The 24,535-nt window shown below is 67.9% G+C and carries 20 protein-coding genes and 1 pseudogene; 14 read left to right on the top strand and 7 right to left on the bottom strand.

Translation table 11 applies throughout. The annotated features are described in order from the left end of the window. Positions 1-953: 953 nt before the first annotated feature. Entirely contained in the window at positions 954-1,403 is a 450-nt protein-coding gene (locus JTJ31_RS05650) for a hypothetical protein (protein ID WP_207537638.1), read from the bottom strand. Positions 1,404-1,916: 513 nt separating this feature from the next. On the opposite strand from JTJ31_RS05650, the gene JTJ31_RS05645 reads away from it, so the two are divergent. From JTJ31_RS05645 to JTJ31_RS05620, 7 genes and pseudogenes are all read left to right on the top strand, one after another. Further along, positions 1,917-2,279 (top strand): ArsR/SmtB family transcription factor, encoded by a 363-nt coding sequence (locus tag JTJ31_RS05645; RefSeq protein WP_207537637.1) that lies wholly within the window; start codon positions 1,917-1,919, stop codon positions 2,277-2,279. Continuing rightward, the gene (locus JTJ31_RS05640; protein WP_207537636.1) at positions 2,276-3,679 is read left to right on the top strand and encodes an NAD(P)/FAD-dependent oxidoreductase; all 1,404 of its coding nucleotides are present in this window, start codon (positions 2,276-2,278) and stop codon (positions 3,677-3,679) included. Before JTJ31_RS05645 ends, JTJ31_RS05640 begins: the two co-directional genes overlap by 4 nt. Beyond that, positions 3,667-3,834, top strand: coding sequence for a hypothetical protein (locus JTJ31_RS25180; protein ID WP_207537635.1), 168 nt, complete (start codon positions 3,667-3,669; stop codon positions 3,832-3,834). The genes JTJ31_RS05640 and JTJ31_RS25180 overlap by 13 nt, the downstream gene beginning before the upstream one ends. After that, positions 3,828-3,932 (top strand): annotated as a pseudogene (locus JTJ31_RS25320) (hypothetical protein); the annotation flags it as partial. The gene JTJ31_RS25180 and the pseudogene JTJ31_RS25320, both read left to right, overlap by 7 nt. Before the next feature lie 369 nt (positions 3,933-4,301). Then, positions 4,302-4,712 (top strand): arsenate reductase (glutaredoxin), encoded by a 411-nt coding sequence (gene arsC, locus JTJ31_RS24535; protein ID WP_328805679.1) that lies wholly within the window; start codon positions 4,302-4,304, stop codon positions 4,710-4,712. Beyond that, on the top strand, positions 4,681-5,943 hold the full coding sequence (locus JTJ31_RS05625; protein WP_207537633.1) for an MFS transporter: 1,263 nt from the start codon (positions 4,681-4,683) through the stop codon (positions 5,941-5,943). Before arsC ends, JTJ31_RS05625 begins: the two co-directional genes overlap by 32 nt. 590 nt (positions 5,944-6,533) lie before the next feature. Beyond that, positions 6,534-10,808: a PAS domain S-box protein gene (locus tag JTJ31_RS05620; protein ID WP_207537632.1), complete on the top strand. Its 4,275-nt coding sequence runs from the start codon at positions 6,534-6,536 to the stop codon at positions 10,806-10,808. 30 nt (positions 10,809-10,838) lie between these two features. Here the strand turns inward: JTJ31_RS05620 and JTJ31_RS05615 are convergent, their stop codons facing one another. From JTJ31_RS05615 to JTJ31_RS05605, 3 genes are all read right to left on the bottom strand, one after another. Next, on the bottom strand, positions 10,839-11,669 hold the full coding sequence (locus tag JTJ31_RS05615; RefSeq protein WP_207537631.1) for a response regulator: 831 nt from the start codon (positions 11,667-11,669) through the stop codon (positions 10,839-10,841). A 372-nt stretch (positions 11,670-12,041) separates the two neighbouring features. Continuing rightward, positions 12,042-13,655 carry a hypothetical protein gene (locus tag JTJ31_RS05610; protein ID WP_207537630.1) on the bottom strand — a complete coding sequence of 538 codons (1,614 nt, stop codon included), beginning with the start codon at positions 13,653-13,655 and terminating at the stop codon, positions 12,042-12,044. A gap of 171 nt (positions 13,656-13,826) precedes the next feature. Beyond that, the gene (locus JTJ31_RS05605) at positions 13,827-14,228 is read right to left on the bottom strand and encodes a hypothetical protein (RefSeq protein ID WP_207537629.1); all 402 of its coding nucleotides are present in this window, start codon (positions 14,226-14,228) and stop codon (positions 13,827-13,829) included. 165 nt (positions 14,229-14,393) lie between these two features. On the opposite strand from JTJ31_RS05605, the gene JTJ31_RS05600 reads away from it, so the two are divergent. The 3 genes from JTJ31_RS05600 (at position 14,394) to JTJ31_RS05590 (ending at position 17,040) form a co-directional block, all read left to right on the top strand. Continuing rightward, complete coding sequence (locus tag JTJ31_RS05600; RefSeq protein ID WP_268956997.1) at positions 14,394-14,780, top strand: response regulator; 387 nt, start codon at positions 14,394-14,396, stop codon at positions 14,778-14,780. Positions 14,781-14,873: 93 nt separating this feature from the next. Then, on the top strand, positions 14,874-16,715 hold the full coding sequence (locus tag JTJ31_RS05595) for a PAS domain S-box protein (RefSeq protein ID WP_207537627.1): 1,842 nt from the start codon (positions 14,874-14,876) through the stop codon (positions 16,713-16,715). 121 nt (positions 16,716-16,836) lie between these two features. Continuing rightward, on the top strand, positions 16,837-17,040 hold the full coding sequence (locus JTJ31_RS05590; RefSeq protein WP_207537626.1) for a hypothetical protein: 204 nt from the start codon (positions 16,837-16,839) through the stop codon (positions 17,038-17,040). Positions 17,041-17,098: 58 nt separating this feature from the next. Here the strand turns inward: JTJ31_RS05590 and JTJ31_RS05585 are convergent, their stop codons facing one another. The 3 genes from JTJ31_RS05585 to JTJ31_RS05575 form a co-directional block, all read right to left on the bottom strand. Further along, entirely contained in the window at positions 17,099-18,973 is a 1,875-nt protein-coding gene (locus JTJ31_RS05585) for a calcium-binding protein (protein WP_207537625.1), read from the bottom strand. A gap of 168 nt (positions 18,974-19,141) precedes the next feature. Then, complete coding sequence (locus JTJ31_RS05580; protein ID WP_207537624.1) at positions 19,142-19,672, bottom strand: carboxymuconolactone decarboxylase family protein; 531 nt, start codon at positions 19,670-19,672, stop codon at positions 19,142-19,144. A gap of 160 nt (positions 19,673-19,832) precedes the next feature. Next, positions 19,833-20,408 carry a peroxiredoxin gene (locus tag JTJ31_RS05575; RefSeq protein ID WP_207537623.1) on the bottom strand — a complete coding sequence of 192 codons (576 nt, stop codon included), beginning with the start codon at positions 20,406-20,408 and terminating at the stop codon, positions 19,833-19,835. 226 nt (positions 20,409-20,634) lie between these two features. On the opposite strand from JTJ31_RS05575, the gene JTJ31_RS05570 reads away from it, so the two are divergent. The 4 genes from JTJ31_RS05570 (at position 20,635) to acdA (ending at position 24,532) form a co-directional block, all read left to right on the top strand. Beyond that, positions 20,635-21,561 carry a manganese catalase family protein gene (locus JTJ31_RS05570; RefSeq protein WP_207537622.1) on the top strand — a complete coding sequence of 309 codons (927 nt, stop codon included), beginning with the start codon at positions 20,635-20,637 and terminating at the stop codon, positions 21,559-21,561. 101 nt (positions 21,562-21,662) lie between these two features. Continuing rightward, on the top strand, positions 21,663-22,631 hold the full coding sequence (locus JTJ31_RS05565) for a hydrogen peroxide-inducible genes activator (RefSeq protein WP_207537621.1): 969 nt from the start codon (positions 21,663-21,665) through the stop codon (positions 22,629-22,631). Positions 22,632-22,674: 43 nt separating this feature from the next. Then, complete coding sequence (locus JTJ31_RS05560) at positions 22,675-23,313, top strand: DUF533 domain-containing protein (protein ID WP_207537620.1); 639 nt, start codon at positions 22,675-22,677, stop codon at positions 23,311-23,313. Between the two features lie 4 nt (positions 23,314-23,317). After that, complete coding sequence (gene acdA, locus JTJ31_RS05555; protein WP_207537619.1) at positions 23,318-24,532, top strand: 3-sulfinopropanoyl-CoA desulfinase; 1,215 nt, start codon at positions 23,318-23,320, stop codon at positions 24,530-24,532. Positions 24,533-24,535 lie beyond the last annotated feature (3 nt).

The following is a 24,535-nucleotide window of genomic DNA, read 5'->3' as shown; positions in this document are numbered from 1 at the left end:
CTGGGACATTCAAATGCTTAGGGCATGAGGCATTGCGTCATTTTTGAGACTGTAATAAACGCTGACCTGCCGACGCTTTAGAAGGTTTAGGATGTGATCTCTGTCGTTGGAGGGTGGTTTGCAGAGCGTACTACCAGCGCGAATCATACGGCTTTGTTCAGCAATTACCTGTAACTTGGCGCTAGTAATGGCGAGTGGGCAGAGCGAGGGATTTGGCTGACACTGTTTCGATGCGGCAAACACGGGCACGGACACGCGACGCTGAGCCTGCCATTATCAGAATGGCGAGCTTTTTTTGTGCTTGAGCGGGAAACGGCCCCGAACTCTCTTGACCACTAAGAGCACGTGAGCGCCATAAACGACGAAGCCCCGCCGGATGGCTGGCGGGGCTTCTCGAAGCCGCAGAAAGATAGTGGTTGGCGGCTCCGGCCCGAGGCGTCCCCGGGGACTTGCATCCCCGGCACCGCTCTTCTGAGCGGAGGAGCAGGGACAAGAGAAATAACGCCTCCCGCACGAGAAGTTTTCATTCCAATGTGGACGCCAAGCGCGAACAGACGGCGTCCTCGTTGGACAAGTGGACTATGCGGAAGACCTCTATGTTGGATGGCCCCACCCTGTCGCCTCGGGAGCGACGGGATGGGGCCCAACTGTCCCTTAGAATAGCAACCATGAGGAAGCTGTTAGTCTGGTAGTGCTTCGAGAATACATAAAAATGCATAAGGTTTCATGGCCGACATGAACCGCGTGTGGCCGCACTTCTGTCGCTTCAACCCGCTTGCTGCCGGCAGCTCTCCGCAGGTTCGATCAGGGCTGTGGCAAATGCGTCCACACGGGTCGGTGGAGGAAGGGCTGGCCAATCCGTAGCATCGCGAGGAGCCTGCGGTGGCAAGTCAGCTACCCCGAGCATGGCGGGAGGCCATCGCCCGGTGCTGTGAACGAGATTACGCAACAGGCTACTCGCCGTCTGCTTTTCGAAGCCCGAGCTCCTGCAGGGTGCGGCGCATTTCCTCGAGAAGCCCGCGCTGCTGCTCAGCCGCAACACGCTCGGCTTCGGCCTCAGCCCGGAGCCTCTCGGCCTCGGCGCGGATCTCCTCGGCCAGCTGCCGGATCTCTTCGGTCATCCGGCGCCCTTCCTCGCGGGCCTGGCGCACCTCTTCGCGAGCCGCCCGAACCTCCTCGGCGACGGTGCGCGTCTCTTCCGCAGCGGCGCGGGTGGTTTCCGCCAATTCGCGCAGATCCTCCTGGGTCTGACGGCCCTCTTCGCCCAGCACCCGCCGCTCCTCTCCGGCGATACGGCCCGCCTCAGCCGCCGCCTGCTGTCGAGAGGCTTCCTCACGCCGGCCCTCCGCGGCCTCGCGTCGTGCCTCGGCCTCCCGCCGGTGGGCTTCTGCGTCGTTATGCAATGGGCCTACCCCTGGCTTCTGTTCCGACACAGGCTCACTCCCATTCGTCCTGCCGCCAGGCCTGATCAGGCACTGGTCCGACTGCGCCAGCCGTTGATCGCTCTCGGCAAGGAGGCGCTGGCTCGCAGCGACGCGCGCCTGGACCCGCCCAAGTAAAGCGCGAACAGCGGCCAACTTGGCAGCGATATCGTCAGGGATCGGGACGGATGGCTCGCTGCTGGTTCCACTCGGACGAATAGCTCCCCGCCAGCCACCCAGCCAACTGACCTCATTTTCAGGGTTATTCAAATCTTTGGCGGAGCCTTGGGCCATCGAGGCTCGGACGCGCGAAGTCGGGTTGCCGCGCTCGGCGTTCGCAGAGCGGTTCACGTATGATGTCGGCGTTGGATGAAGCCCGTCCCACCACCCAGGTAGGTAGCCGAAAGGATCATTTCGATAATTCGAGAAATATAGTTGATTTGTGGTGATGGCGTCGCGTAGCTTCGGCTTCTATCGAAATGTCAGGCCAGCCGCATGGATGCCAGCCTCGCAGTCACCGCTCTCGGAGCGCTCGCCCATGAGCATCGCCTCGCTGCCTTCCGCCTCCTCGTCGAATGCGGTCCGGAGGGCCTTGCTGCTGGCGTGATCGCGGAGCGGGTTGGCATCCCAGCCTCGTCGCTCACCTTCCATCTCCAGCATCTGCTGCGCGCCGGCTTGGCGACCCAGCGCCGCCTGGGCCGACAGATCATCTATGCCGCCGACTTCGCGGCCATGAACGACCTGATCGGCTTCCTGACCGAGAATTGCTGCGGGCGTGGCCTGTCCGCCCGCCTAACAACGGCTGCGGCTTGCACGACCATCGCTGAATCCTCCCTCGCCAAAAGGAAAGCACCATGAACCGGCTTTCGCTGCCCGTCGTCGTCGTGGGCGCCGGCCCTATTGGCCTTGCCGCGACGGCCCATCTGATCGAGCGGAACCAGCCATCCGTTCTGCTCGAAGCGGGTCCGACACCCGCATCCGCCGTGCGCGAGTGGGCCCATGTGCGTATGTTCTCGCCTTGGCGCTTCAACACCGACGCCGCAGCCGTCCGGCTGCTGTGGGAAACCGGCTGGTCCGCGCCCGACCCTGATCACCACCCGACCGGCGAGGAACTCGTCCGCGACTACCTCGCGCCGCTCGCGGCGCACCCCGCCCTCGCGGCGCGGCTCCGCCTGGAGGCGCGGGTCATCGGCCTGTCGCGCCGCCACCACGACTTGCAGCGCGACGGCTCGCGCGACAGCACCCCCTTCGTCGTTCAGATCGAAAGCCCGTCCGGTGCCGTTGAGGAAATCGAGGCCCGCGCCGTGATCGACTGCTCCGGCACATGGAGCAGCCCCAATCCGGTCGGCGCGCACGGGCTGCCCGCGCCTGGTGAGCCTAGCCGCGTCTTCTACGGCATACCCGACGTGCTCGGGCGCGACCGTGCGACCTATGCAGGACAGCGCACTCTTGTGGTGGGGGCCGGGCACTCCGCCATGAACGTGGTCGAAGCGCTTGCTGACCTCGCCAACGAGGCGCCAGGAACCGACACGACCTGGGCTTTCCGCCGTCCGCTGGGTGCGGCGAATTTCGGCGGCGGCAGCAATGACGGGCTTGCAGCGCGTGGAGCGCTCGGAGCCCGTGCCCGCGCGCTTGTTGAAGAGGCACGGGTGGCGGCGCTGGCGCCCTTTCTGGTGCACCGACTGCTCGGGACGCGGGGCGGAGCGATCCGTGTGGAGGGAATTCTGAATGGACGCCCGCATGCGGTCGAAGTAGACCGCGTGGTCGGCGCCACGGGCTTCCGCCCCGATCTGAGACCGCTTGCCGAGCTTCGCCTGTCCCTCGACCCCGCCGTGCAGGCGACGCCGGCACTGGCGCCCCTCATTGATCCGAACATGCATTCGTGCGGCACCGTGCGTCCCCATGGCGAGGTGGAGCTGCGCCATCCGGAGGAGCCTGGCCTCTACGTCGCCGGCATGAAGTCCTACGGCCGCGCGCCGACCTTCCTGTTGGCCACCGGCCACGAGCAGGTCCGCAGTATCGTGGCCCACCTCTCGGGCGACGAGGACGCCGCACGCCGTGTGGAACTTGCCCTGCCCGAGACCGGCGTCTGTTCCGGCCCCACCAAGCCGCATGACCGGAAAGCCAGCGCCGCGGCCGGTTGCTGCGGCGCGGCGGAGCGGGTTGGAGGGCTTACCGATGAACCAAGCTGCCGCGCACCAAATTTGGGCGAGCCAGCCGAGGTGTCAGCAGCGGCGCAGGCTTCGTGCTGTCAGTGACAGCCGCTTTCGACCTGCCCCGACGTGTCGTCGCCGAAGCGCTCGGGACCGCGCTGTTGGTCGCGACCGTCGTCGGCTCCGGCATCATGGCCGAACGGCTGACCGGCGACACGGCCCTGGCGCCCCTGGCGACCGGCGCGATGCTCGTGTGCTGATCACGATCTTCGGTCCGGTCTCGGGAGCGCATCTCAACCCGGCCGTGTCTCTGGTCTTCGTGGCCCGTGGCGAGTTGCTGCCACGGGAGGCCGGCTTCTATGCCCTGGCTCAGCTCGCTGGAGGCGCTGCGGGGACGGCCGGCGCGCAATGGCTCTTGGAAAGCGTCGCCACCTTCGGGCTGGTCCTGGGACCCTTGCCGGCCTCCGCTTCGAACGGCGTGCATTCCCCTGGCTGGTCGGCCTCTACATCACCGCCGCCTATTGGTTCACCGCCTCCACTTCCTTCGCAAACCCTGCCGTCGCGATGCACGGTCGCTGACGAACGCCTTCTCTGGCATCCGCCCGGCCGACCTGCCAGTCTTCGTGGCCACGCAGATCGCCAGCGTGCTCCTCGCCGCGGCGCCTGTCGGATGGCTCCTGCGCCCGTCAGCGCTTCATCCTGTCCCCACGAAAGCGGAGCTCGGACCGTGACAGTCACCATCTACCACAACCCGGCCTGCGGCACTTCGCGCAACACGCTGGCCATGATCCGCGGGGCTGGCCTGGAACCCAGGGTGGTCGAGTATCTCAAGACGCCGCCGAGCCGCGCGGAGGTGCTGGATTTGGCGCAGCGGATGGGCGTGCCGCTGCGCGACGTGCTGCGGCGCAAGGGCACGCCGTATGATGCCCTTGGCCTGGATGACCCCGCCCTGACGGATGAGGCGTTGCTGGACGCCATCGAGACGCATCCGATCCTCCTGAACCGCCCCATCGTCGCCACGCCCAAGGGCGTGCGGCTCTGCCGGCCTTCCGAACTGGTCCTGGACCTGCTCGACGCGCCGCTCGCACGGAACTTCGAGAAGGAGGATGGCGAGCAGGTTCCGGCCCGGCGCCCGTGATCTCCGCCACCTCACCGCGGTCGCCACGACCTTGACTGCCAGTCGTGCCGTCGCGGCCGTGGTCAGCGCGCAGGTCCTGGTGCAGGTCGGTGCCTTCTTCCTGCCCGCGTTGCTGCCAGTCTTCATGGACCGCTGGTCCCTTTCGGCCACGGAGGCGGGCTGGCTCGTCGGCGCCTTCTTCGCGGCCTACGTGCCGTCGGTTCCCGTGCTGGTCGCGCTGACGGACCGTGTGCCATCGCGGCGGATCTATCTCGTCGGGGCAGGGCTGACGGCGCTCTCGCATCTTGGAATGGCCGTCGCGGTCGACGGCTTCTGGAGCGCCCTGCTGTGTCGCGTCATCGCTGGGGTCGGATGGGCGGGCTGCTACATGCCCGGCCTCAAGATGGTCGCCGACCGGCTGGAAGGTGCTGAGCAATCCCGTGCGGTGAGTTGGCATGCGCTGGGCGTCGGCATCGCCGGCGCAGCTTCCTTCGCGGTGGCTGGCCTTCTCAGCGCCGTCACGGGCCCAACCGGCGTATTCCTCTTCGGAGCAGCGACGGCTTTGGTCGCCTTCCTCACCATCATGCTCGTTGCCGGGCCCGAAGTGGCGCGACACGACCCAAAGGCATCGGTAGCCGAGCTGCTGGATTTCCGCCCTGTTGTCCGGAACCGCGCGGCCATGGCCTGGATCGCCGGCTACACCGTGCACACCTGGGAAATGGCCGCGCTGCGTGCATGGGGCGTCACTTTCCTCGCAGTCGTCATGGCGCGAGGCGATGCGTCAGGCTGGCTGCTTGACCCCAATGCCTTGTTCACCGCTGCCGGCCTCCTCGGCATCGCCGTCTCGGTCACCGGGAACGAGATGGCGCAGCGGCTGGGACGCGATCGGATCGTCGCCACCGCTATGCTGGCGGGGGCGGTGCTGAGCGTGGCGACGGGTCTGTCCTTCGGGCTCTGGGGCCCCGTTGCCGTCCTTTGCGTGCTGGCTTGGAACGCGGTGATCTACCTCGACAGCGCCGCACTGACGGCGGGGACGGTAGCCGCGGCCGACAAGGCCTGGCGGGGAGCGACCATGGGGCTGCACAGCATGTGTGGCTACGCCGGTGGTTTCCTGGGGCCACTCGGCGTTGGGCTTGCGCTCGACCTCGCGGGGCGGGACAGCGTCATGGCCTGGGCACTCGCCTTCGGGCACCTCGCGCCCGTCGTGTTGATCGGCTTTGTGGTCGTGAGGCTTCTTGCTGGCCGGAACTGAGGGAGCGGTCCTGTACCGTGATACATCTCTCTGGTCACGGGCCCGGCGGCAGGCGTCGACCGGCGCATGCTGTTTCGTGTGGGTGGCGATGTGACTCGCGCCACCTCGGTCGTTCGAAAGCCGATCCTCATATCAAGCGCCCGCACAAGCGGCTCAGAGGGCAAGGCTCGGCGGCCCTGGCGGGCTCAGAGGGGTTTCATGAGCCGCTCACCGCGACGACCAATTTGAAGGTCTGTGCCATTTCCAAGAGGCGCATGGCCTAGGCTCAGGACTCACTGATTGAGCCAGAAGGTGACGGTGGCGGCCAGCGCCATGACGCTGAAGGAGGTGTGGACGCATCGGTCATACCGCATGGCGATGCGGAATCTATGGCATCGCCCATGGCGGCTTTCCTGATCGCGCCCGACTGTGCCCGGTGCAGCAGGACAGCGGAGGTCAGCCGCCCTGACATCAAGCGGCGCGACGATATTGGGCGGCCCTGAGCGGATAGCGGAGCTTGAGGCCCTGCCGGTCGCGCGGCTTCTCAGGCTCGCCCAACACCGGCCGAAGTCCTAGGCTGACCGGGTTGGCGCCCGGGGCGTTGGAAGAAAATGGCCGGCCAAGACGAGATGATGAGGCGCCAGCGCGTGCTGGCTGATTTCGGGGACTTCGTGCTCGACCATGAAGACCTGGACGAGATCCTCACCGAGGGTTGCCGTCTCATAGCCAAGGCCCTGGGCACTGATCTGGCGAAGGTCATGGAGATCGACCGTGAGACGAACACAGGCTTCGTGCGGGCCGGCATCGGCTGGCGGCCCGGGATCGTCGGCCACGAGCGCGTCAGCCTGAGCGATCGTTCGTCGGAAGCCTATGCGATCAAGAAGGCAGAGCCGGTCATCACCAACGATATCGCGTGCGAGGAGCGCTTCGAGTTTCCGCCTTTCCTTCGCGAGCATGGCGCCATCGCGCTGGTCAACGTGCCGATCCTGCTGCCTGGCCGAAGGCCGTGGGGGATCTTGCAGGTCGACGCGCGCGAGCCGCGGGAGTTCGACCAGGGAGACATCGAGTTCCTCAAGACCTACTCCATGGTACTGGGGCCGGTCATCGACCGCCTCCGCGTGACGGTGGAGCGGGAGCAGGCGCGCAGCGGATTGGCGGAGCGCGAAGAACGGCTCAGCCGCGTGCTGGATGGGATGGGCGAAGGCTTCGGCGTGCTGGCCCCCGACTTCACCATCCTTGAACACAATCGCGAAGCTCTGCGCTTGGACGGGCGCCCCCGAGACGCGGTCGTCGGCCGCTCGCATTGGGAAGCATACCCTGGGAGTGAGCAGTCCGAGGTCGGGCAGCTCCTCCGAAAGGCCATGGCCGAGCGCGTGCCCGTCTCGCTCGAGCACCAATACGCCTGGGACCAGGGGCGCGCCCGATGGCTCGAGATGCGGGCATTCCCCACAGCGGACGGTGCCCTGGCCGTGTTCTGGCGCGACGTCACGGATCGCCGGCAGGCCGAGGATGCGTTGCGGGAGAGCGAGCTGAATTATCGCACCTTGTTCGAATCCATCGACGAGGGATTCGTTACCGCCGAGCTGATCTGCGACGCGGACGGAAAGGTGGTCGATGCCCTTTATCTGCAGGGAAACCCTGCGGCGTCTCGCCTGACCGGACGACGCTACGATCACCGCCTGTTCAGCGAACTCGTCCCGGAGGCCGAGGTCTATTGGCTGGAAATCTACGGGCGTGTAGCGCGCAGCGGAATCAGCGAGCGGCTCGAGCGCTATCTGAAACCCCATGGCCGTTGGTACGACTGTCACGTCTCGCGGGTCGGTGGCGGGGACGATGGCAAGCCTCCGCGCGTCGCGATCGTCTTTCAGGACATCACCGAGCGCAGGCAAGCGGAGCTGGCACTCCAGGAGAGCGAGCAACTTCGCCGCCTGGCATTGGAGAGCGGCGGGATGGGAGCCTGGAGGTGGGATACACGTGAGCGATCCGTGCGGGCCGACCAGGTGGCCCAGAGACTATGGGGCGTGTCCACCACCGGCCAGCCCAGTGAGGTGTCCCTGTACGCCGGTCTGATGCATCCTGAAGGCGTCGCCTGGCTCGAAGCCGGGATGGCCAGCCAAGCAGCCCCGGGCGAAGAGGTCAGCGTGCGGATGCAGGTGGCTCGCGGCCCGAATGCCGGGCGCTGGGTGCAGCTGCGCGGTCGGGCCGACCCAGAAAGCCCGTGGATCATCAACGGCGTCAGCTTCGACATCACCGACCAGGTGCTGGCGGATGACTGGCTTCGCGAAAGCGAAGCGCAGTTCCGGCTGATGGCGGACGTCGCGCCGCCCATCATCTGGGTCACTGACGGCGAAGGCCGCCTGGTGTTCTTCAACCGCCATTGGGAGAACTACATCGGCGCGCCGACCAACGTCACGACCGCGGCGGAGGTCGCGACGGACTTCGTCCATCCTGACGATGCGGGCGAGACGATGGCGCGGTTCGAGGAAGCCGCGCGCACGGGCGGGATCTTTGAAGTCGAGCACCGGATCCGGTCGAAGTCAGGCGATTACCGGTGGTTCCTCGTGCGCGCCGAGCCCTATCGCGGCCCGCGCAGCGGAGAGATCGTCCGGTGGTTTGGCGCGTCGATGGACATTCATGACCGCAAGCTCGCCGAGGACGTGCTGCGTGAAAGCGAGGCACGGTTCCGCGGTCTCGTCACGGCTGGCTCCTACATGGTGTACCGCGTGAGCGCCGACTGGCAGCAGGTATACCAGCTAGCCGGCCAGGACGTGCTGGCCGACACGGTCGAGCCCATCGAGAACTGGGCGGAGGACTACCTCCTTCCGGAGGACCGGCCCACCGTCTTCGCGGCCATCGAGGAGGCAATCCGGGCGAAGTTGCTCTTCGAGATGGAGCACCGTGTGCGTCTGGCCGATGGAGGGGTCGGCTGGGTCCTGTCGCGGGCCGTCCCCATCCTCCGCCCCGACGGCGAGATCGCCGAGTGGTTCGGCGCCGGCAGCGACGTGACCGCCCGGCGCGAGGCGCAGGACCGGCTCCGCGCGGCCGAGGAGAGATACCGGAGCGAGCTCGAGGCGCAGGTCGAGGAGCGTACGGCCGAGCTTCACGCGAGCCGCGACCTGCTCCAGGCAACCATGGACGCCTCGACGGACATGATCCAGGTCTTCGAGGCGGTGCGCGACGAGGCCGGGCAGATCACCGACTTCCGCTGGGTTCTCAACAACCACACCTCGGAGAGCCGGTACGGGGAGATTCGTGGCGAGAGCCTCCTCGAGCGAAACCCGGGCGTGGTCGTGGAAGGCATCTTCGACACCTTCAAGCGCGTGACCGAGACCGGCGTGCCCGAGCAGAACGAACGGCACTACGTGCACGAACAATTCGACGGCTGGTTCCTCCAATCCGTCGTCAAGCTCGGGGATGGCGTCGCGACAACCACCAAGGACATCACCGACTGGAAGGCGGCGCAGACGGAGGTCCTGCGTCTGCAGGAGGAAGTTGCGCAGGCCAAGCTGCGCGAAAGTGAGGAGCGGTTCCAGCTGCTGGTGGGGAGCGTGCGCGACTACGCGATCCTTACCATCGACAGGGAAGGCCTTGTCACCTCCTGGCCGCCTGGCGCGGCGGCGGTCTTCGGCTGGTCGGAAGCGGAGATGCTGGGCCGGTCCGTGGACCGGACCTTCGTGCCCGAGGATGTCGCCACGGGGGAGCCGCAGAAGGAGAGGGAGATAGCGCTGCGCGAGGGGGTGGCACCGAACGTCCGGGAGCATCTGCGCAAGGACGGTGCCCGCATCTTCATCGACGGCTCGACCCAGTCGCTCGTGGGCGCCGATGGCGAGGTCCGGGAGTTCATCAAGATCGGCCAGGACGTGACCGAGGCCCGGCGGGTGCAGCAGGCGCTGCTTGCGAGCGAGGCGCGGCTTCGCACGCTGGTGGAGGGCATTCCGCAGCCGGTCTGGCGCTCGGGCGGCGAGGGGCGCTGGAGCTGGGCCAGCCCGCAATGGCAGGGCTTCACCGGGCAGGGCCTGGAGGCAAGCCTCAACCTGGGCTGGCTTGACGCCGTGCATCCCGCGGACCGCGCCGCGGTGCTGGAGGCTTGGCGCGAGGCCCGGGAGAGCGGCGGCGCCTTCCGGGTCGAGCACCGCCTCTGGCACGCTGCCGAGGGGCGCTGGCAATGGGTGCAGAGCCAGGCCTTGCCGGTGCGCGGCGGCCCAGGGGCAGGGCAGGGGGGCAGCATCACCGAGTGGATCGGCACCACCACGGATGTGGAGGAGATGCGCCAGGCGCAGGAGCAGCGCATCCTGATCGAGGAGCTGCACCACCGCGGCCGCAACCTGCTGGCCGTGGTCTCCGGCATCGCCGAGCAGATCCAGGCCACCAGCACCTCCCTGGAGGAGTTCGGCCGCGGCTTCTCGCAGCGCCTCGCCGCCCTGGGCCGGGTCCAGGGGCTGCTGTCGCGCGAGGTGGCGCCCAACGTGACGGTCGGCGAGTTGCTGCGGCTGGAACTGGCGGCCCATGGCGTGGACGAGAGCCATGAGCGCGTCACGCTGAGCGGGCCGGAGGTCACGCTGCCGGCGCGGGCGGTGCAGCTGCTGGCGCTCGCGCTGCACGAACTTCTGACCAACGCGCTGAAGCACGGCGCGCTTGGCGGCGGGGGCAGGCTCGCGGTCACCTGGTCCACGGACGGCAGGGGGGAGCCGCCCGGATTGCAGCTCGACTGGAGCGAGAGCGGCGTGGCGATGCCGGCGGGGGATGCCGCCCGGCGCCGGGGCTTCGGGCTCGACCTGCTCGAGCAGTTGCTGCCCTACGAGCTGGATGCGGAAACCACGATCGAATTCGCTGCCGATGGTCTGCAATGCTCGGTCCGGCTGCCCCTCGAGGATGGCGGCGCCTGACCGGCGGAGGTGCCGATCCCTGCCGCGATCCTATTGCTTGCTGACGAAACCGCCCTGCCTGGCGGCGATCCGGCCCTCGGTGATGAGGTCACGGCTGCGGCGGATCGCCTCCCAGGCCCGCTGCACCACACGCGAGGGCGGGGCGGCGTCTTCGGCTGGAACCTGGCCCGTCGGGGGCGGCTGGGCGATGGCGGAGCGGAGCGCGACGAGCAGGGCCGGGGGATCGAAGGGCTTTTCGAGGCGGGGTGCGTCCCGCCAAGGCTCGGGGATGATGGGGGCTCCGAAGCCGGTGAGGAACAGGAAGGGCAGGCCGCGATCGCGCAGGATCTCGGCGACCGGATAGACCGCCTCGCCGCGAAGATCGATGTCGAGCACCGCGGCGCCGATGGCTTCGTTGCCCTGCGCCAGTGAGAGTGCCGCCTGAAGTGTCGCGGCAGGGCCGACGACGACGCAGCCCCCGCGGCGCAGGGCCATGGCAACCTGGTTGGCGATGAAGCCCCGGTCCTCCGCGACCAGCACCGCCAGCCCTGCGCGCAAGCCCCGATCCTCCTGCCTTTGCTGCTGCTCGGCCATCATGCGACACGTCCGCTTCGGGTTTTCATGTCCTTCGAACGCGCCGCCCCCCGTGCCGGTGTCCGGGAGCGACGGGCGGGGCTCCAGGCGCCCCTGGCGCTCCATCCAAAGGTGGTCGCGGAAGAGTTCGAGGGTCGTCTGCAGGTGTTCCAGGACGATCTGGGCTTCGGTCGCGTTCAGCCCCCGCCTGGCCAGCCGGGCGACGAGGGCCGCCTGGCGTGCGACGCGCTGCTCGCCTTCGCGGACGTGGCGCTCTGCCTGCGCCAGCGGGGTCCCCGGTTCGGGCATGGGCTGCCTCCTTGGCGCAGGATGGCACAGGTCGCGATCCGCGAGGGAGGGCAGCGTGGCGCGCCCCATCCACCGTGCCATCCTTGCCCAAGTCGAGGCCGTGTGTCCGCCTCGCGAGACCGCTCGGCTTGGGAGCGCTATCCGGCAGCGCCCTTTAGACGTGGCTTAGCGCTGCTCCATCACTCACAGGTCCACCAGCAGCATTCAGGGCGTGGCCGGACACGTCAGGAGGCTTCCATCGCTGAGGTGCCTCTGGCCATCTCGTAGACGGCACGCGCATCCCGTAACCGTTCAAAGCGCCGGGCACCGCCCGAAGACGGAACCCGGCTTGGCCAGGAAATCCTCCGCAACACCCAGGCAAGACCGGCGCAGTCACCGCGTGCCGACGAAAGCCCTCGCCTGGACCAGTTCCTGCCGGCTGGCATCCGCATTCGGAGCGATCTCCAGCAGCGCCGCATAGTGGCGGCGCGCCGCGTCGCGGTTGCCCGCCTGCTCCGCCGCGCGGGCGGCACCAGCGACGGCGCGGAAGCGGCGTGGCTCGGTCTGCTGCACGGCCTCGAACTCAGTCAGCGCGGCAGCGGGCTGGCGGGCCTCCAGCAGCGCCTCTGCCAGCAGTTCGCGCGCTGGCGCCAGCGGGCCCGGCGTCACCACGTGCTTCTCGGTGCGCCCTTCACGGTCGGCCGCAGCGCGCAGCGTGGTCAGCCCTTCCTCCTGCCGGCCAGCCGCGAAGAGCGCCACGCCCTCGGCGGATTGGCGCTGGATGTCCACCTGCTCAGACCAGTAGGCGTCGCGCGTGCGCAGCGTCTCTGCGATGCGGCGCAGCGCCTCGATGTCGGCGGAAGCCTCCTGTGGTCGGCCGGAGCGGGCAAGGCCGATGGCCCGGGCGAAATGCGTCAGCGCGTCCGTGTAGGGAAAGGCGCCTTCTTGCGCCGGGGCAGGCAGCGCCGCCGCCTCGGCCCAGGCGCCCCGCTCCAGCGCGAGCCGCGCCGGCATGGCGGCAGCGGCGAAGGCATGGGCGTTGCGCGGCGGCGTGGCCGAGCGTGCCCGGCCGGCAGAGGACAGGGCACGGCGCGCGGCCTCGTCCTGGCCCGTCTGCAGATAGGCATAGACCATGTAGTCGATCGCGTGGAACTCACCATCCACGTCCCCGGTGGCGACGGCGCGCTCGGCCGAGCGCTGATTGCTCTCGATCGAGCCATCCCAGCGGCCGATCCGGGTGAAGATGTGCGATGGCATGTGCAGCGCGTGCGCCGCATCCGCCGCCAGCGTCGCATAGCGCTCGGCCGCGCGAACGCCGCGTGCGGCGAGAGGCGGGTAGTCGTAGAGGTGGATGAGGTAATGGACGATGCCCGGATGCTCGGGCTGGCGCTCCCACTCCGCTTCCAGGATCGCAGCGCCGCGAAGCTGGTCGGCATAGGTCTTGTCGGCGGGTGAGGCAGCGACACCCAGGATCAGCGCGTACTGGATCGCTCCTTCGGTGTCGTCGGGGAAGCGGGCGTGCAGCTGCCCCATGGCATCGCGGTAGGCGCCGAGGCGGGCACGGTGTTGCGCCACGTCGTCACCGGCGAAGACCAGCGACAGCGCATCCACGTAGGCGGCCTCGCGCTCGTTCCGCGCACCCAGGCGCTTCGCCTCCTCGAGCAAGGCGCGGCCCTGGCGCAGATTGGCCGGGGAGGGCGGGCTGTAGGGATTGGTGAGCAGCGACAACGCCTCGCCCCAATGGGTCATGGTGCAGCCGGGATCACGCTGCCGCGCCTGCTGGAAGGCCTGGCCGGCGGCCTGGTACCAGAAGGAGTGCTGCAGCTTCATCCCCTCGTCAAAGGCGGCTTGCGCCTCGGGGGAACATTGCACGGGGAAGTGTACGCGGCCGAGAACGGCAGCTTGGCTTCCGGCGTGGCTGTGATCATGCTGCTGGGCGCGAACTGCAAGCGGCGTGACAACGAGGCCGGCGGCGATCAGCGCGCGGGCGACGGCGGAATACGGCATGACGGCGTCCTCCACGCCGAGGCCACCTGGGTCCGGCCCCTGGCGTGGCTATGCTACGCCGGTTCCGTTATTTCATGCCAATGAATTAATATGGGCCGGTACATCCCCGTGGTGGAGGTCAGTGCCCTCCCTCCACGGGTTCGGAGATGCCATGCAGACGTCCGTCGCCGATCAGCGGACCGGAGACGTGCAGGCCCCCACCGGCTGCCAGCCGGGGAGCAGCGCTGGGTCCTGCCACGCCGATACCAGCACGGCTCGCTCGCTGCCGGATGACATGCCGGTTCCGGCTTCGCTCGGAACCCAAGTGGTGACGAACAGGGTGAAGTCCTGGGGCTCAGGGCCCGTCTGGACTCTGAACGTGCCTCGTCCATCATCGGTCAGGGCAGTCCACCCGATTTGCTCGTAGCCGCTCTTCAACTTTCGCAGGGCGCGCATGCACAATCCCTCTTGTGAGCGCGGGATAGCAGCGCCCGCTGCTTCTTGCAGTTCCGCAAAAATCCGGATGGGGTTGTGCTGGAGCAGACGATCCGGCGTTCCGAAGTACCCTTTTTCGTCTCCTGCGACGTAGCGCATGCACGATTCTCTCGCGTGCATTCGTGTAGTCTCGTCGCGCACCGAGGCTCGGTGGGCGCACTCCCTGCTGCATTGCAGAATGAGCCACGCAGATGATCGTTGTCGCAATTTCCAGTTGTGATCATGTATTTTGGTTGCTACTGTTATGGAAGTTGAGGGGTCTGCATGTCACAGGCTGAGGCAATCGCTGGCCGAAACATCCTGGTCGTTGAGGACGAGTACTTGATCGCCCGCGACCTAGCAGAGCAGCTGGAAATGGCCGGAGCGAATGTTCTCGGCCCCGTGGCCACGGTGGACGCGGCCATGAGAATCCTCGATCGGCATGAGCGCGTCGACGCAGCCGTGCTCGACGTCAAGCTCATGGGCGCAACCGTCTATCCCGTCGCTGATGCGCTCCGCCGTCTGGGCGTGCCCATCCTGTTCGCGACGGGCTACAACCGCGACGCCCTCGCGCCCGCCTTCCAGGACGTTCTTTTGTGCGAGAAGCCCTTGGAGACTTCTCGTGTGATCCACATTCTCTGCGAGCAGTTTGAGCATTCTTCAAGCGCCTAGGCTCGAGGTTCGTTTTTCCCCTGCCCAGGCTGGTCCCATGGTGGAGATGGCCTGGATGGCCCAGCGCCCCAGGCCTCAAGCAGAGGTGGAGCGATGGGCGAGATCGCGGCACGCATCCACGCTCATGATTGGGCTGGGTCGCCGCTCGGGCCCGTCGAGGCTTGGCCGAGAAACCTGCGGGCCGCGCTCGACATCATCCTCCCCAGTGGCTTTCCCATCCTGCTCGCCTGGGGGCCCCGCTTCATCCAGATCTACAACGACGCCCTGATCGCGGTCGCGGGCGCCAAGCACGCTTTCGCCCTGGGCCGGCCGGCGGAAGAGGCTTGGCCTGAGAGCTGGGCGGTGAACGGCCCGCTCTTCCAGCGCGCCCTGGCAGGCGAGACGGTCACGGTCGGGGATTTCTCCATGCTTGTGGAGCAAGACGGGCAGTCGCAGGAGGCTCGGTTCACCGCCTCCTTCAGCCCTGTGCGAGATGACAGCGGCGAGGTCGGCGGCGTTCTGGTCGTGCTGGCCGAAAACGCCAGCCACGCGGGGGATAGCGAGGAGCGCCTCGCCACCATCTTCGCGCAGGCCGCCGTGGGACTGTCGGAGGTGGCGGAGAATGGCCGCTTCCTCGCGGTCAACGATGCGCTGTGTCAGCTTCTCGGCCGCTCGCGCGAGGAACTGCTCCGCCTTTCGGTTCCGGATGTCACCCATGCCGACGATCTACCCCCAAGCACCGTCGCGCTTGTTCGTGCTGCCACCCAAGGCGAGGCGACCTCCCTAGACAAGCGCTACATCCGGCCCGACGGCAGCATGGTATGGGCGAGCAGCACGATCACGCGACTGCGGGACCGCAACGGCCGGCCAGGCAATTTCCTGGTCGTGACCGCAGACCTTTCGGAACGCCGGAAGGCCGAGGAGGCGCTGCGCATGAGCGAGGAACGGTCCCGGCAATTCGCCGACGCCTCGACGAATGTTCTGTGGATCCGCAATGCGGAGACGCTGCAGTGGGAATACCTCTCGCCTGCCTTCGAGCCCATCTACGGCGTGAACTGCTCCGCTGCGCTGGAAGGCGACATGTTTCACAACTGGACGGCGCTGATCCACCCCGACGACCGCGACACGGCCTTGGCGGCTCTCGACCGCGTTCTCGTTGGTGAGCACGTGAACTTCGAGTATCGCATCGTGCGGCCCTCGGATGGGGCGGTGCGCTGGCTCCGCAACACCGAGTTTCCCATCCGCGATGGCGAGGGGCGCGTCGTGCGCATCGGCTGCATCGGGCAGGATGTCACCGACGCCAAGGCAACGGCGGCGCGCATGGAGGTTCTCGTCGCGGAACTCCAGCACCGCTCCCGCAACATCCTCGGCCTCGTCCAGGCCATGGCGCGGCAGACGCGCAAGGATGTCGCCTCGCTCGATGCCTTCGGTGAACGCTTCAACGCCCGGCTCGGCGCCTTGGCGCGTGCGAATTACCTCCTGTCGCGCCTGGGTGCCTGGGACCGCATTGCCTTCGATGAGCTTCTGCGGACCGAGTTGCAGGCTCATGGCGCACTCGGGAGGGGGGACGGGGGGGACCAAGTCACGCTCGATGGGCCGCCAGGGGTGCTGCTGCGCTCGGTCATGGTGCAGACCTTCGCGCTCGCGCTGCACGAGCTCGCGACCAATGCCGTGAAGTACGGGGCGCTCTCCAGCCCGGAAGGCCGGCTGGCCGTCCGGTGGTGGCTGACCACGCAATCCGACGGCGGGCGTTGCCTCCACGTCCATTGGAGCGAGCACGGCGCGGCCATTTCCGCGCCGGATGCCGAGGAGCGGCGCGGCCATGGCCGTGGCCGCGAGCTGATCGAACATGCATTGCCCTACCAGCTCGGTGCGGAGGTGAATTACGAACTCGGGCCGGAAGGGGTGGAGTGCCGCATCGCGCTGTCCATCTCGCCGGGCGACCAGGCGCGCTAGGACGTAATGGGCGCTGCGGCTGCATTTCGGCTCGCTCAGGTGCCACAACTGTGTCCTGGCCGCCCTCTCTACCTGCGCGCGAGCGCATTTCCATCTTCGGCACATGCAACAGAAGGCGTCCTTGCCTTGCCCGAATGTCGGCGGCGTCTCGGGCCTGCACTTCCTGCCGAATGATCCGGCCGACCTGGTGCGGGCGATGCGGAAGGCGATGGAACCCATGATGCATGAGGGGCTGGTAAAGGCGCTTCCGCAGCCCTCGACGGCACGCGAGATGGCAAGGCGCTATCTCGACTTCTTCGACGAGGCCTTGCTGGAACCTGTCTGAACCCTGGCATCCTTCCCTGGAAGGAACGCACCTTGCGGTGCGTCCCTCCACAGGCTGATCAGAAGATCAGCGCGTCCTGCACCTGCTGGGTGGTGAGGCCGAAGAAGGCGATGGAGCCCTGTTCGGATTGCAGCATCACCCCGCCATCGAAGGCGGAGAGGGTAACGGCAGCGAGGCCGGACACACCCGAGCCACGCAGATCCAACCCGAAGCCCGAGCCGGCGACGAGGCCGAAGACATTGTCCGCGCCCCAGCTTTGCGCATCGAAGATGAGCTGATCCGCGCCACCGCCGGAGACGATGACGTCATTGCCGGTGCCGCCGCGCAGCTTGTCGGCGAAGCTCGTGCCGACCAGCGTGTCGTCGCCCGCGCCGCCATCGAGGGTGGAGGCGAGATCCATGTTGCCCACCAGCGTCTGGGCCCCCGTGCCGCCCGCAAGCTGGGTGGCCAGGCCGACCAGCTGCGCGGTTTCGACGCCCAGCGGCACCGTCCAGCCATTGACGTAAACGAAGGCAAGATCATTGCCTTCGCCTTCGAGCTCGATCACGGCGTCGCCCGCGTCCTGGATCGTGTAGGTGTCGTCACCCATGCTGCCGATCAGCGTGTCGGCACCGCCGCCGCCCACAAGCGTGTCGTTGCCCCCGCCGCCCGAGAGCGTCTCGCCACCCAGCGTGTTGCCGAACAGGGTGTCATTGCCCGCGCCGCCCGTCAGCGTCGCGGCGAGGTTGCCGAAGTTCACCAGCGTCGCACCGGTGTCTGGCCCCTGGAGGATATGGGTGTCGTTGATCATAAGGCCAAACTCGACATGCGCGTCGAGGGTGAAGGCGTGGTTGCCGTCGAACACCGCGACGTCCTTGCCCTCGGCCTCCATTTCGACCAAGCGGGCCGCGGGATCCTTGACGACGAAGAGGTCGTCGCCCGTCCCGCCGAGCAGGGTGTCGGCCCCGCCATTGCCGTAGATCACGTCGGTGCCTGCGCCGCCCGAGAGCGTATCGGCGAAGGTGGAGCCGTTGAGCGTGTCGTTGCCGCTACCAGCGTTCAGGGTGGAGCCGAAGGAGGCATTGGCGAAGAGCTGCATGCCGCCGTCGGAGCCGGTGAGCAGGCGCGCGGTGCCGCCCAGCGCGGCGACCTCGACATGCAGCGGCACGACGAATCCGTCGACGAGGGCCCAGAGCGCGTCGCCGCCGCCATCCGCTTCCTCGACCACCACCGCCGAGAGGCTGGAGACGAAGTAGACGTCGTCGCCCGTCCCGCCCACCAGCGTATCCGCGCTGGCTCCGCCTTCGAGAAGGTCGTTGCCCTCGCCGCCCAGCAGCAGGTTGTCGCCGGCAAAGGCCGTCAGCGAATCATTCCCGGCCCCGCCATCCAGCGTGTTGTTCTGCTCGTTGCCGATGATCTCGTCGTCCAGCGACGTGCCGATCACGTTCCGGAAATTGTGGATCTGGTCGGTGAAGCCCCAGGCATCGCGGGCGCAGAAGCGCGACAGGTCCACCTGCACGCCCATATCCACCTCGCCCAGGAAGACGAGGGCGTTCACCCCGGCCCCGCCATCCAGGTAGTCGTCGCCAGCGCCGCCGCAGACCGTGTCGTCCTGCAGGCCCAGGCGGATCTGATCCTCCTCGGCGCCACCGGCGAAGACCGAGAAATTCGCCAGCCGGTCGATGCCCCAGAGCGCGCCGTCGAGGCCGAACTTGTACACCAGCACGGGATAGGCCGCGGCGGCAGCGCCGGAATGCCAGATCATGACCCGGACGCCGTCGCCGACGTAATACTGGTTCACACCTTCCCCGCCATCCAGCGTGTCGTCGCCGTTGGAGGCGTAGATGAGATCGTCGCCGGCGGTGAAGCTGCCGGTCACCAGCGGGGAGCTTTCCCCGGGGACGGCCACATCGTCCTCGACCGACCCTGTCACCACGTTGATGCTGCCGCTCATGGTCCCAACCACCCGGAGATTCCCGCCAGGAAGTTGTCCCAGCAGATTGATCCTCACGCGATGGTTAAGCGGATCGGTGAGGGGAAGCATCGGGGCTTCCCCTTACTCAACTAAAAATTGTATATATCGTGATTCATGCAATCTTCGCCGGCGGCGAAGTGGATTTACTTAGGCCGCGAGCGCTTCCTCGGCGTCCAGCGTCGCGGCCGTGGCATGCACGACGGCGGCGATGCGGATGGCGGCCTGCACCTGCTCCTTGGTGACGCCGTGCTGCAGCAGAACCTTCTCGTGGCTCTCCATGCACATGCCGCAGCCATTGATCGCGGAGACGGCGAGCGACCAGAGCTCGAAATCCACCTTGTCCACGCCCGGCTTCGCCATCACGTTCATGCGCAGCTTCGCCGGCATGGTGGCGTAGTCGCCATGCACGAGGTGGGTGAAGCGGTAGTAGATGTTGTTCATCCCCATGATGGAGGCGGCGGCCTTCGCGGCATTCAGCGCCTCAGGGGAAAGCTGTGGGCCAAACTCCGCCAGGGTGTTCCGGATCACCGTCGCGTTGCGGCTCGCCAGTGCGGAGACGACAAAGGTGCCGGCGCGCTGTTGCGCGGAGAGTGACGGCTCTGTGGAGAGGCTGCCGAGGTTCAGCTTCTGGTCCTTGGCGTATTCGGGCAGGGCGTTGCGAAGGGCTTCCAGCGACATGGCGGGCTCCAAGGGGCAGATTGGGGAAGGGGAGAAACGCGTCTTTCAGCCGCACACGTGCGGCTGAAAGCGGGGGGTCTAAGGGGGCTGGATGCCCCCCTTTCGCACCGGCAGGTAGGGTTGGTGTGGCGGCTACCAGACGGTGCGATGGAAGGCGGCCTTAGGCCGCCTTCTCGAACAGCTCCTGCGGCTTCAGCGCGTCCTCGCCCTTGGTCCAGTTGCAGGGGCACAGCTCGTCCGTCTGCAGCGCGTCGAGGATGCGCAGCGTCTCCTGCGGGTTGCGGCCCACGTTCAGCCCGTTCACCGCGACGTGCTGGATCGTGTTCTCCGGGTCCACGATGAAGGTGACGCGCAGCGGCACGCCGGCCTGCTTGTCGAGCACGCCCAGCGCCGTCGCCAGCTCGCGCTTGATGTCGGCCAGCATCGGGAAGGGAAGGTCCTTCAGGTCGCTGTTGTGGACGCGCCAGTTCAGGTGGACGAACTCGCTGTCGCAGGACACGCCGTAGATCACCGCATCACGGTCTTCGAACTCGCTGTTCAGCTTGCCGAAGGCCGCGATCTCGGTCGGGCAGACAAAGGTGAAGTCCTTGGGCCAGAAGAAGACGATCTTCCACTTGCCGGGGTTGGACTCGGAAGTGATGTCCTCGAAGGACTTGCCCGGGCCGGCCAAGCCCTCCGCGCCGCCCTTCACGGCGGTCAGCTGGAAGGCGGGGAACTTGTCACCAACGGTGAGCATTCGCTTGTCACTCCTGATGTCGTTGCAGCAGCCCTCCGGGGCCGCTCACGCGTGGAGATGCCATGCGATGCTGCGGTGCACCAATGAATCCTTTGCGCGAGTTTCATCAGCTTTCTCGATGAAACACACCGAATGAAATCATCGGTCCTGTGGGAAGCCAGTCAGGACAGGAAGCGTTCGAGGCAGGACCATTCCTGGTCATGATCCCCCCAATCGGAGGTTTCCGATGTTCCTGCGCGTCGACAAGCTGCAGACCGAGTTGCCCGCGCCCAAGCGTCAGGACCCCAACGCCGCAGCCGCGTTGCAGGAACTGCTCGGCGGCAAGTATGGCGAGATGTCCACCCTCGGGAACTACATGTTCCAGAGCTTCAATTTCCGCTCGAAGTCCAAGTTGCGCCCCTTCTACTCCATCGTCGCCGCCATCACGGCGGAGGAGTTGGGCCACGTGGAATTGGTGAGCAACGGCGTCGCCATGCTCGCGAACGGTCCCGATTCCGAGGCGAACGAGAAGGGCGGCGCCGACATCTCGAACGCGCCTTTCGATGCGATGAAGGACATCCGCCTCGCTGCCTCTTTCTACTCGAATGGTGGCGGCTCCATGCCGGTGGACAGCAACGGCGCGGCCTGGAATCGCGACTTCGTCACGACAACGGGCAACGTCATCGTGGACCTGCTGCACAATTTTCACCTGGAATGCGGCGCCCGGCTGCACAAGCTGCGCGTCTATGAAAGCCTGACCGATCCCACGGGCCGCGAAGTCTGCGGCTACCTCCTGGTGCGCGGCTCGGTGCACGCCCACGCCTATGCGCTCGCGATCAAGAAGATCACCGGCGCCGATCTCGACAAGGTGCTGCCCACGCCGAACATCCCGCTCGACAAGATCCCCGAGTGCCAGAAATACCTGGCCGAGGGCTCGCATCGCCGCCTCTACACCTTCAGCCCCGAGGATTATCGCGAGATGGCGGGCATCTGGGGCGGTGGCGGCGAGCAGGCCCTGCCGGGCGATCCGCCAGGCGAGCTGGAGGTGGTCGAGGGCATGCCCGAGGGCGGCAAGATCCACGACCTCACCGGCGTCGCCTCCGCCTTCACCCCGGATTACGCGCCGGAGGAAATGTTCGAAGTGGCGACCAAGCTCTACAAGATGTCGCGCTGAGACACGGCGCAGGGCCGGATTCATGCCGGCCCTGCGCCCTGGCGGGCTGGACCGGCGCCTTCGATGATCCTTAATGATCCTCGGATGTCTGGCCAGCCTGATTGATGCACCTCCCCAGCCCACAGCAGCTTCGTTATGTCGTCGCCCTGGCGGATCACGGGCATTTCGGCCGCGCCGCCGCCGCCTGCGCCGTCACCCAATCCACGCTCTCCGCCGGGGTGATCGCGCTGGAGCGGCAATTCGGCGCCAGCCTGCTCGACCGCTCCAACAGCAAGCGCGTGGTCTTCACCCCGCTGGGGCTGGACGTGGTGGCGCGGGGCCGCGCCGCGCTCACCGCGCTGGAGGCGGTGGCGGAAACCATCGCCGCCTCGCGTGACCCGCTTTCGGGCCCGCTGCGCCTGGGCGTCATCCCCACGGTCGGTCCCTTCCTGCTGCCGCGGCTGATGCCCGCCCTGCGCGACGCGCTGCCCCGGCTGCGCCTCTGGCTGCGCGAGGACACGACGGAGCGGCTGCGCGCGCAGCTTCTCGCCGGGCGACTGGACCTGCTGCTCCTCGCGCTTCCCTGCGAATGCGACGGTCTGGAGGTCGAGCCGGTTTTCGCCGATCCCTTCCTCCTGGCCCTTCCGCCCGAGCATCGGCTTTGCGCCCAGCCCGGCGTGGCCGCATCCGCCCTGACCGGCGAGCCCATGCTGCTGCTGGAGGAGGGGCATTGCCTGCGGGCCCAGGCGCAAGAGGCCTGCGGCCTGCCGCGCAGCCTGGCCTCGGGCGAGGAATTCGCCGCCACCTCCCTCCACACGCTGGTGCAGATGGTGGCGGGCGGGCTGGGCCTGACCCTGCTGCCCCGCCTCGCCGTGGAAGGGGGCGTGCTGGGCGGCGCGGACGTCGAGCTTCGCCCCCTCTTCGGCGAACCGGGCGAGGCGCCCTCCCGCACCCTGGCCTTGGCCTGGCGGCCCCGCAGCCCCCGCGCCGCCGAGTTCCGCGCCCTGCTGCCCGTGATCCGCGCCGGGCTGGAGGGCCCCGCACCCTGCCCGGCGGAGGAGCCGGTTTCCGCCAGCACCGTCCTGGCCTAGCGGGCGGTTTCCGGCCCTTCGGAATCTGCCCTAGGCTGACCGGATGGATCTCGGCCGCATTCTTGGCGCCGTGCTGGAAGGCCATGCGCGCCGCCCGGCCCGGCGCACCCCGGCGCGGGGGCGCCTGCCCTTCGGGCTGACGCAGCACGACGGCCGCCAGATCGGCCGGGTGGTCGGTGCCCTGGCCGGCATCGCCGCCGATGCACTGGAACGTCCGCGCAGCACCACCCCTTCCAGCAGCGCCGACCCCGCCCCCCCGCCCCCCATCCGCCGCGGCGCCGAACCGGCGCGCCGCCTGCCCGAAACCGCCTCGCGCCCCGCCGCCCCCGCCGCCGAGACGCGCGAGGCGCTGCTGCTGCTGCGCGCCATGATCGCCGGCGCCAAATCCGACGGCACGCTGGACCGCGAGGAGCGCGCCGCCATCGCCCGCCGCCTGGACGAGGCCGGGCTCTCGGCCGAGGAGCGCGACCTCGTCCTCGCCGATTTCGACCGCCCGGCGGAGGCCGCCGCCCTGGCGCGCGAGGCACGCGACCCGATGCTGGCGGCGCAGATCTACGCCGCCGCCTGCGCCGGGGCCGGCGCGATCAGCGAACGCGAACGCACCTGGCTCGACGGGCTGGGCGAGGCGCTGAAGCTCTCGGCCGCGACGCGCGCCGCCATCGAAGCAAGACTGGGAGGATGAAGCCATGTTCACCCTGACGGCGGAGCAGGAACGCCTGCGCGCGCGCGCCCGCGAACTGGCGCAGGAAGCTGCCGCCCAGGCTGCCGAGACCGACCGCACGGGGCAATATCCCTGGCCCATGGTGCGGCGGATGACGGAGGCCGGCTTCATGGGCCTCACCATCCCGCGCGAATGGGGCGGGCCGGGCGGCAACTACCTGGATGCCGTGCTGGTGGTGGAGGAGATGGCGAAGGGCTGCGCCGTGTGCGGCCGCATCGCCGTCGAGGCCAATATGGGTGCGATCGGCGCCACCATGGCCTATGGCACCGACGCGCAGCGCCGCATCGCCGCCGATGCGGTGCTGGCCGGCGACAAGCCCGCCATCTGCATCACCGAGCCAGAGGCCGGCTCCGCCGCCTCCGAGATGACGACCACTGCCGTCCGGCGGGGCGACACCTGGGTGATCAACGGCGTGAAGCACTGGATCACCGGCGGCGGCGTGTCGCGCCTGCACCTGATCTTCGCCCGCGCCATCGAGGATGGAGAGGAGAAGGGGATCGGCGGCTTCCTCGTGCTCGGGCCGCATCCGAACCTGGTGGTGGAGCGGCGCATCCCCTCCATGGGGCTGTGCGGCATGCCGGAGGCGGAGTTGCATTTCCGCGACCTGGAGGTGCCGGATTCCATGGTCCTGCGTGCGGGCGGCGGCTTCAAGCGCGGCTTCGCGAAGCTGATGGACGCCTATAACGGCCAGCGGGTCGGCGCCGCCACCGCCGCGCTTGGCATCGCCGCCGGCGCCTATGACCGCGCGCTGGACTTCGTGCAGAAGCGTCGCCAGTTCGGCCGCCCCATCGCCGAGTTCCAGGGCCTGTCCTGGATGCTGGCGGACATGTCGATCAAGCTGGAAGCCAGCCGCGCCCTGATCTGGCAGGCGGCGGCCAGCGCCGGCCCCAACGGCTTCCCCGACCGGCTGATGGCGGCCCGCGCCAAGGTGCTGGCGGCCGACAGCGCGGTGGAGGTGACCAACATGGCGCTGCAGCTCTGGGGCGCCGCCGGCTATTCGCGCGACAACCCGATGGAGCGCGCCGTGCGCGACGCCCGCATGTTCCCCATCGCGGGCGGCACGGCGCAGATCCTCCGCAACCAGGTCGCGGAGCAGCTCCTGGGCCGCAAGCTGCCGCAGACGCGCGAGGGCTTCATGGCCCTGGCGCGCGAGGAAGCCGGGCGCCTCGCGGCCGAGTAGGGC

The sequence above is a fragment of the Sabulicella rubraurantiaca genome (genome assembly GCF_017355885.1).
Taxonomy (GTDB): Bacteria; Pseudomonadota; Alphaproteobacteria; order Acetobacterales; family Acetobacteraceae; genus Roseococcus; species Roseococcus rubraurantiacus.
The sequence above is the reverse complement of the archived record's forward strand: the minus strand, read 5'-3'. Positions and strand labels throughout refer to the sequence as shown.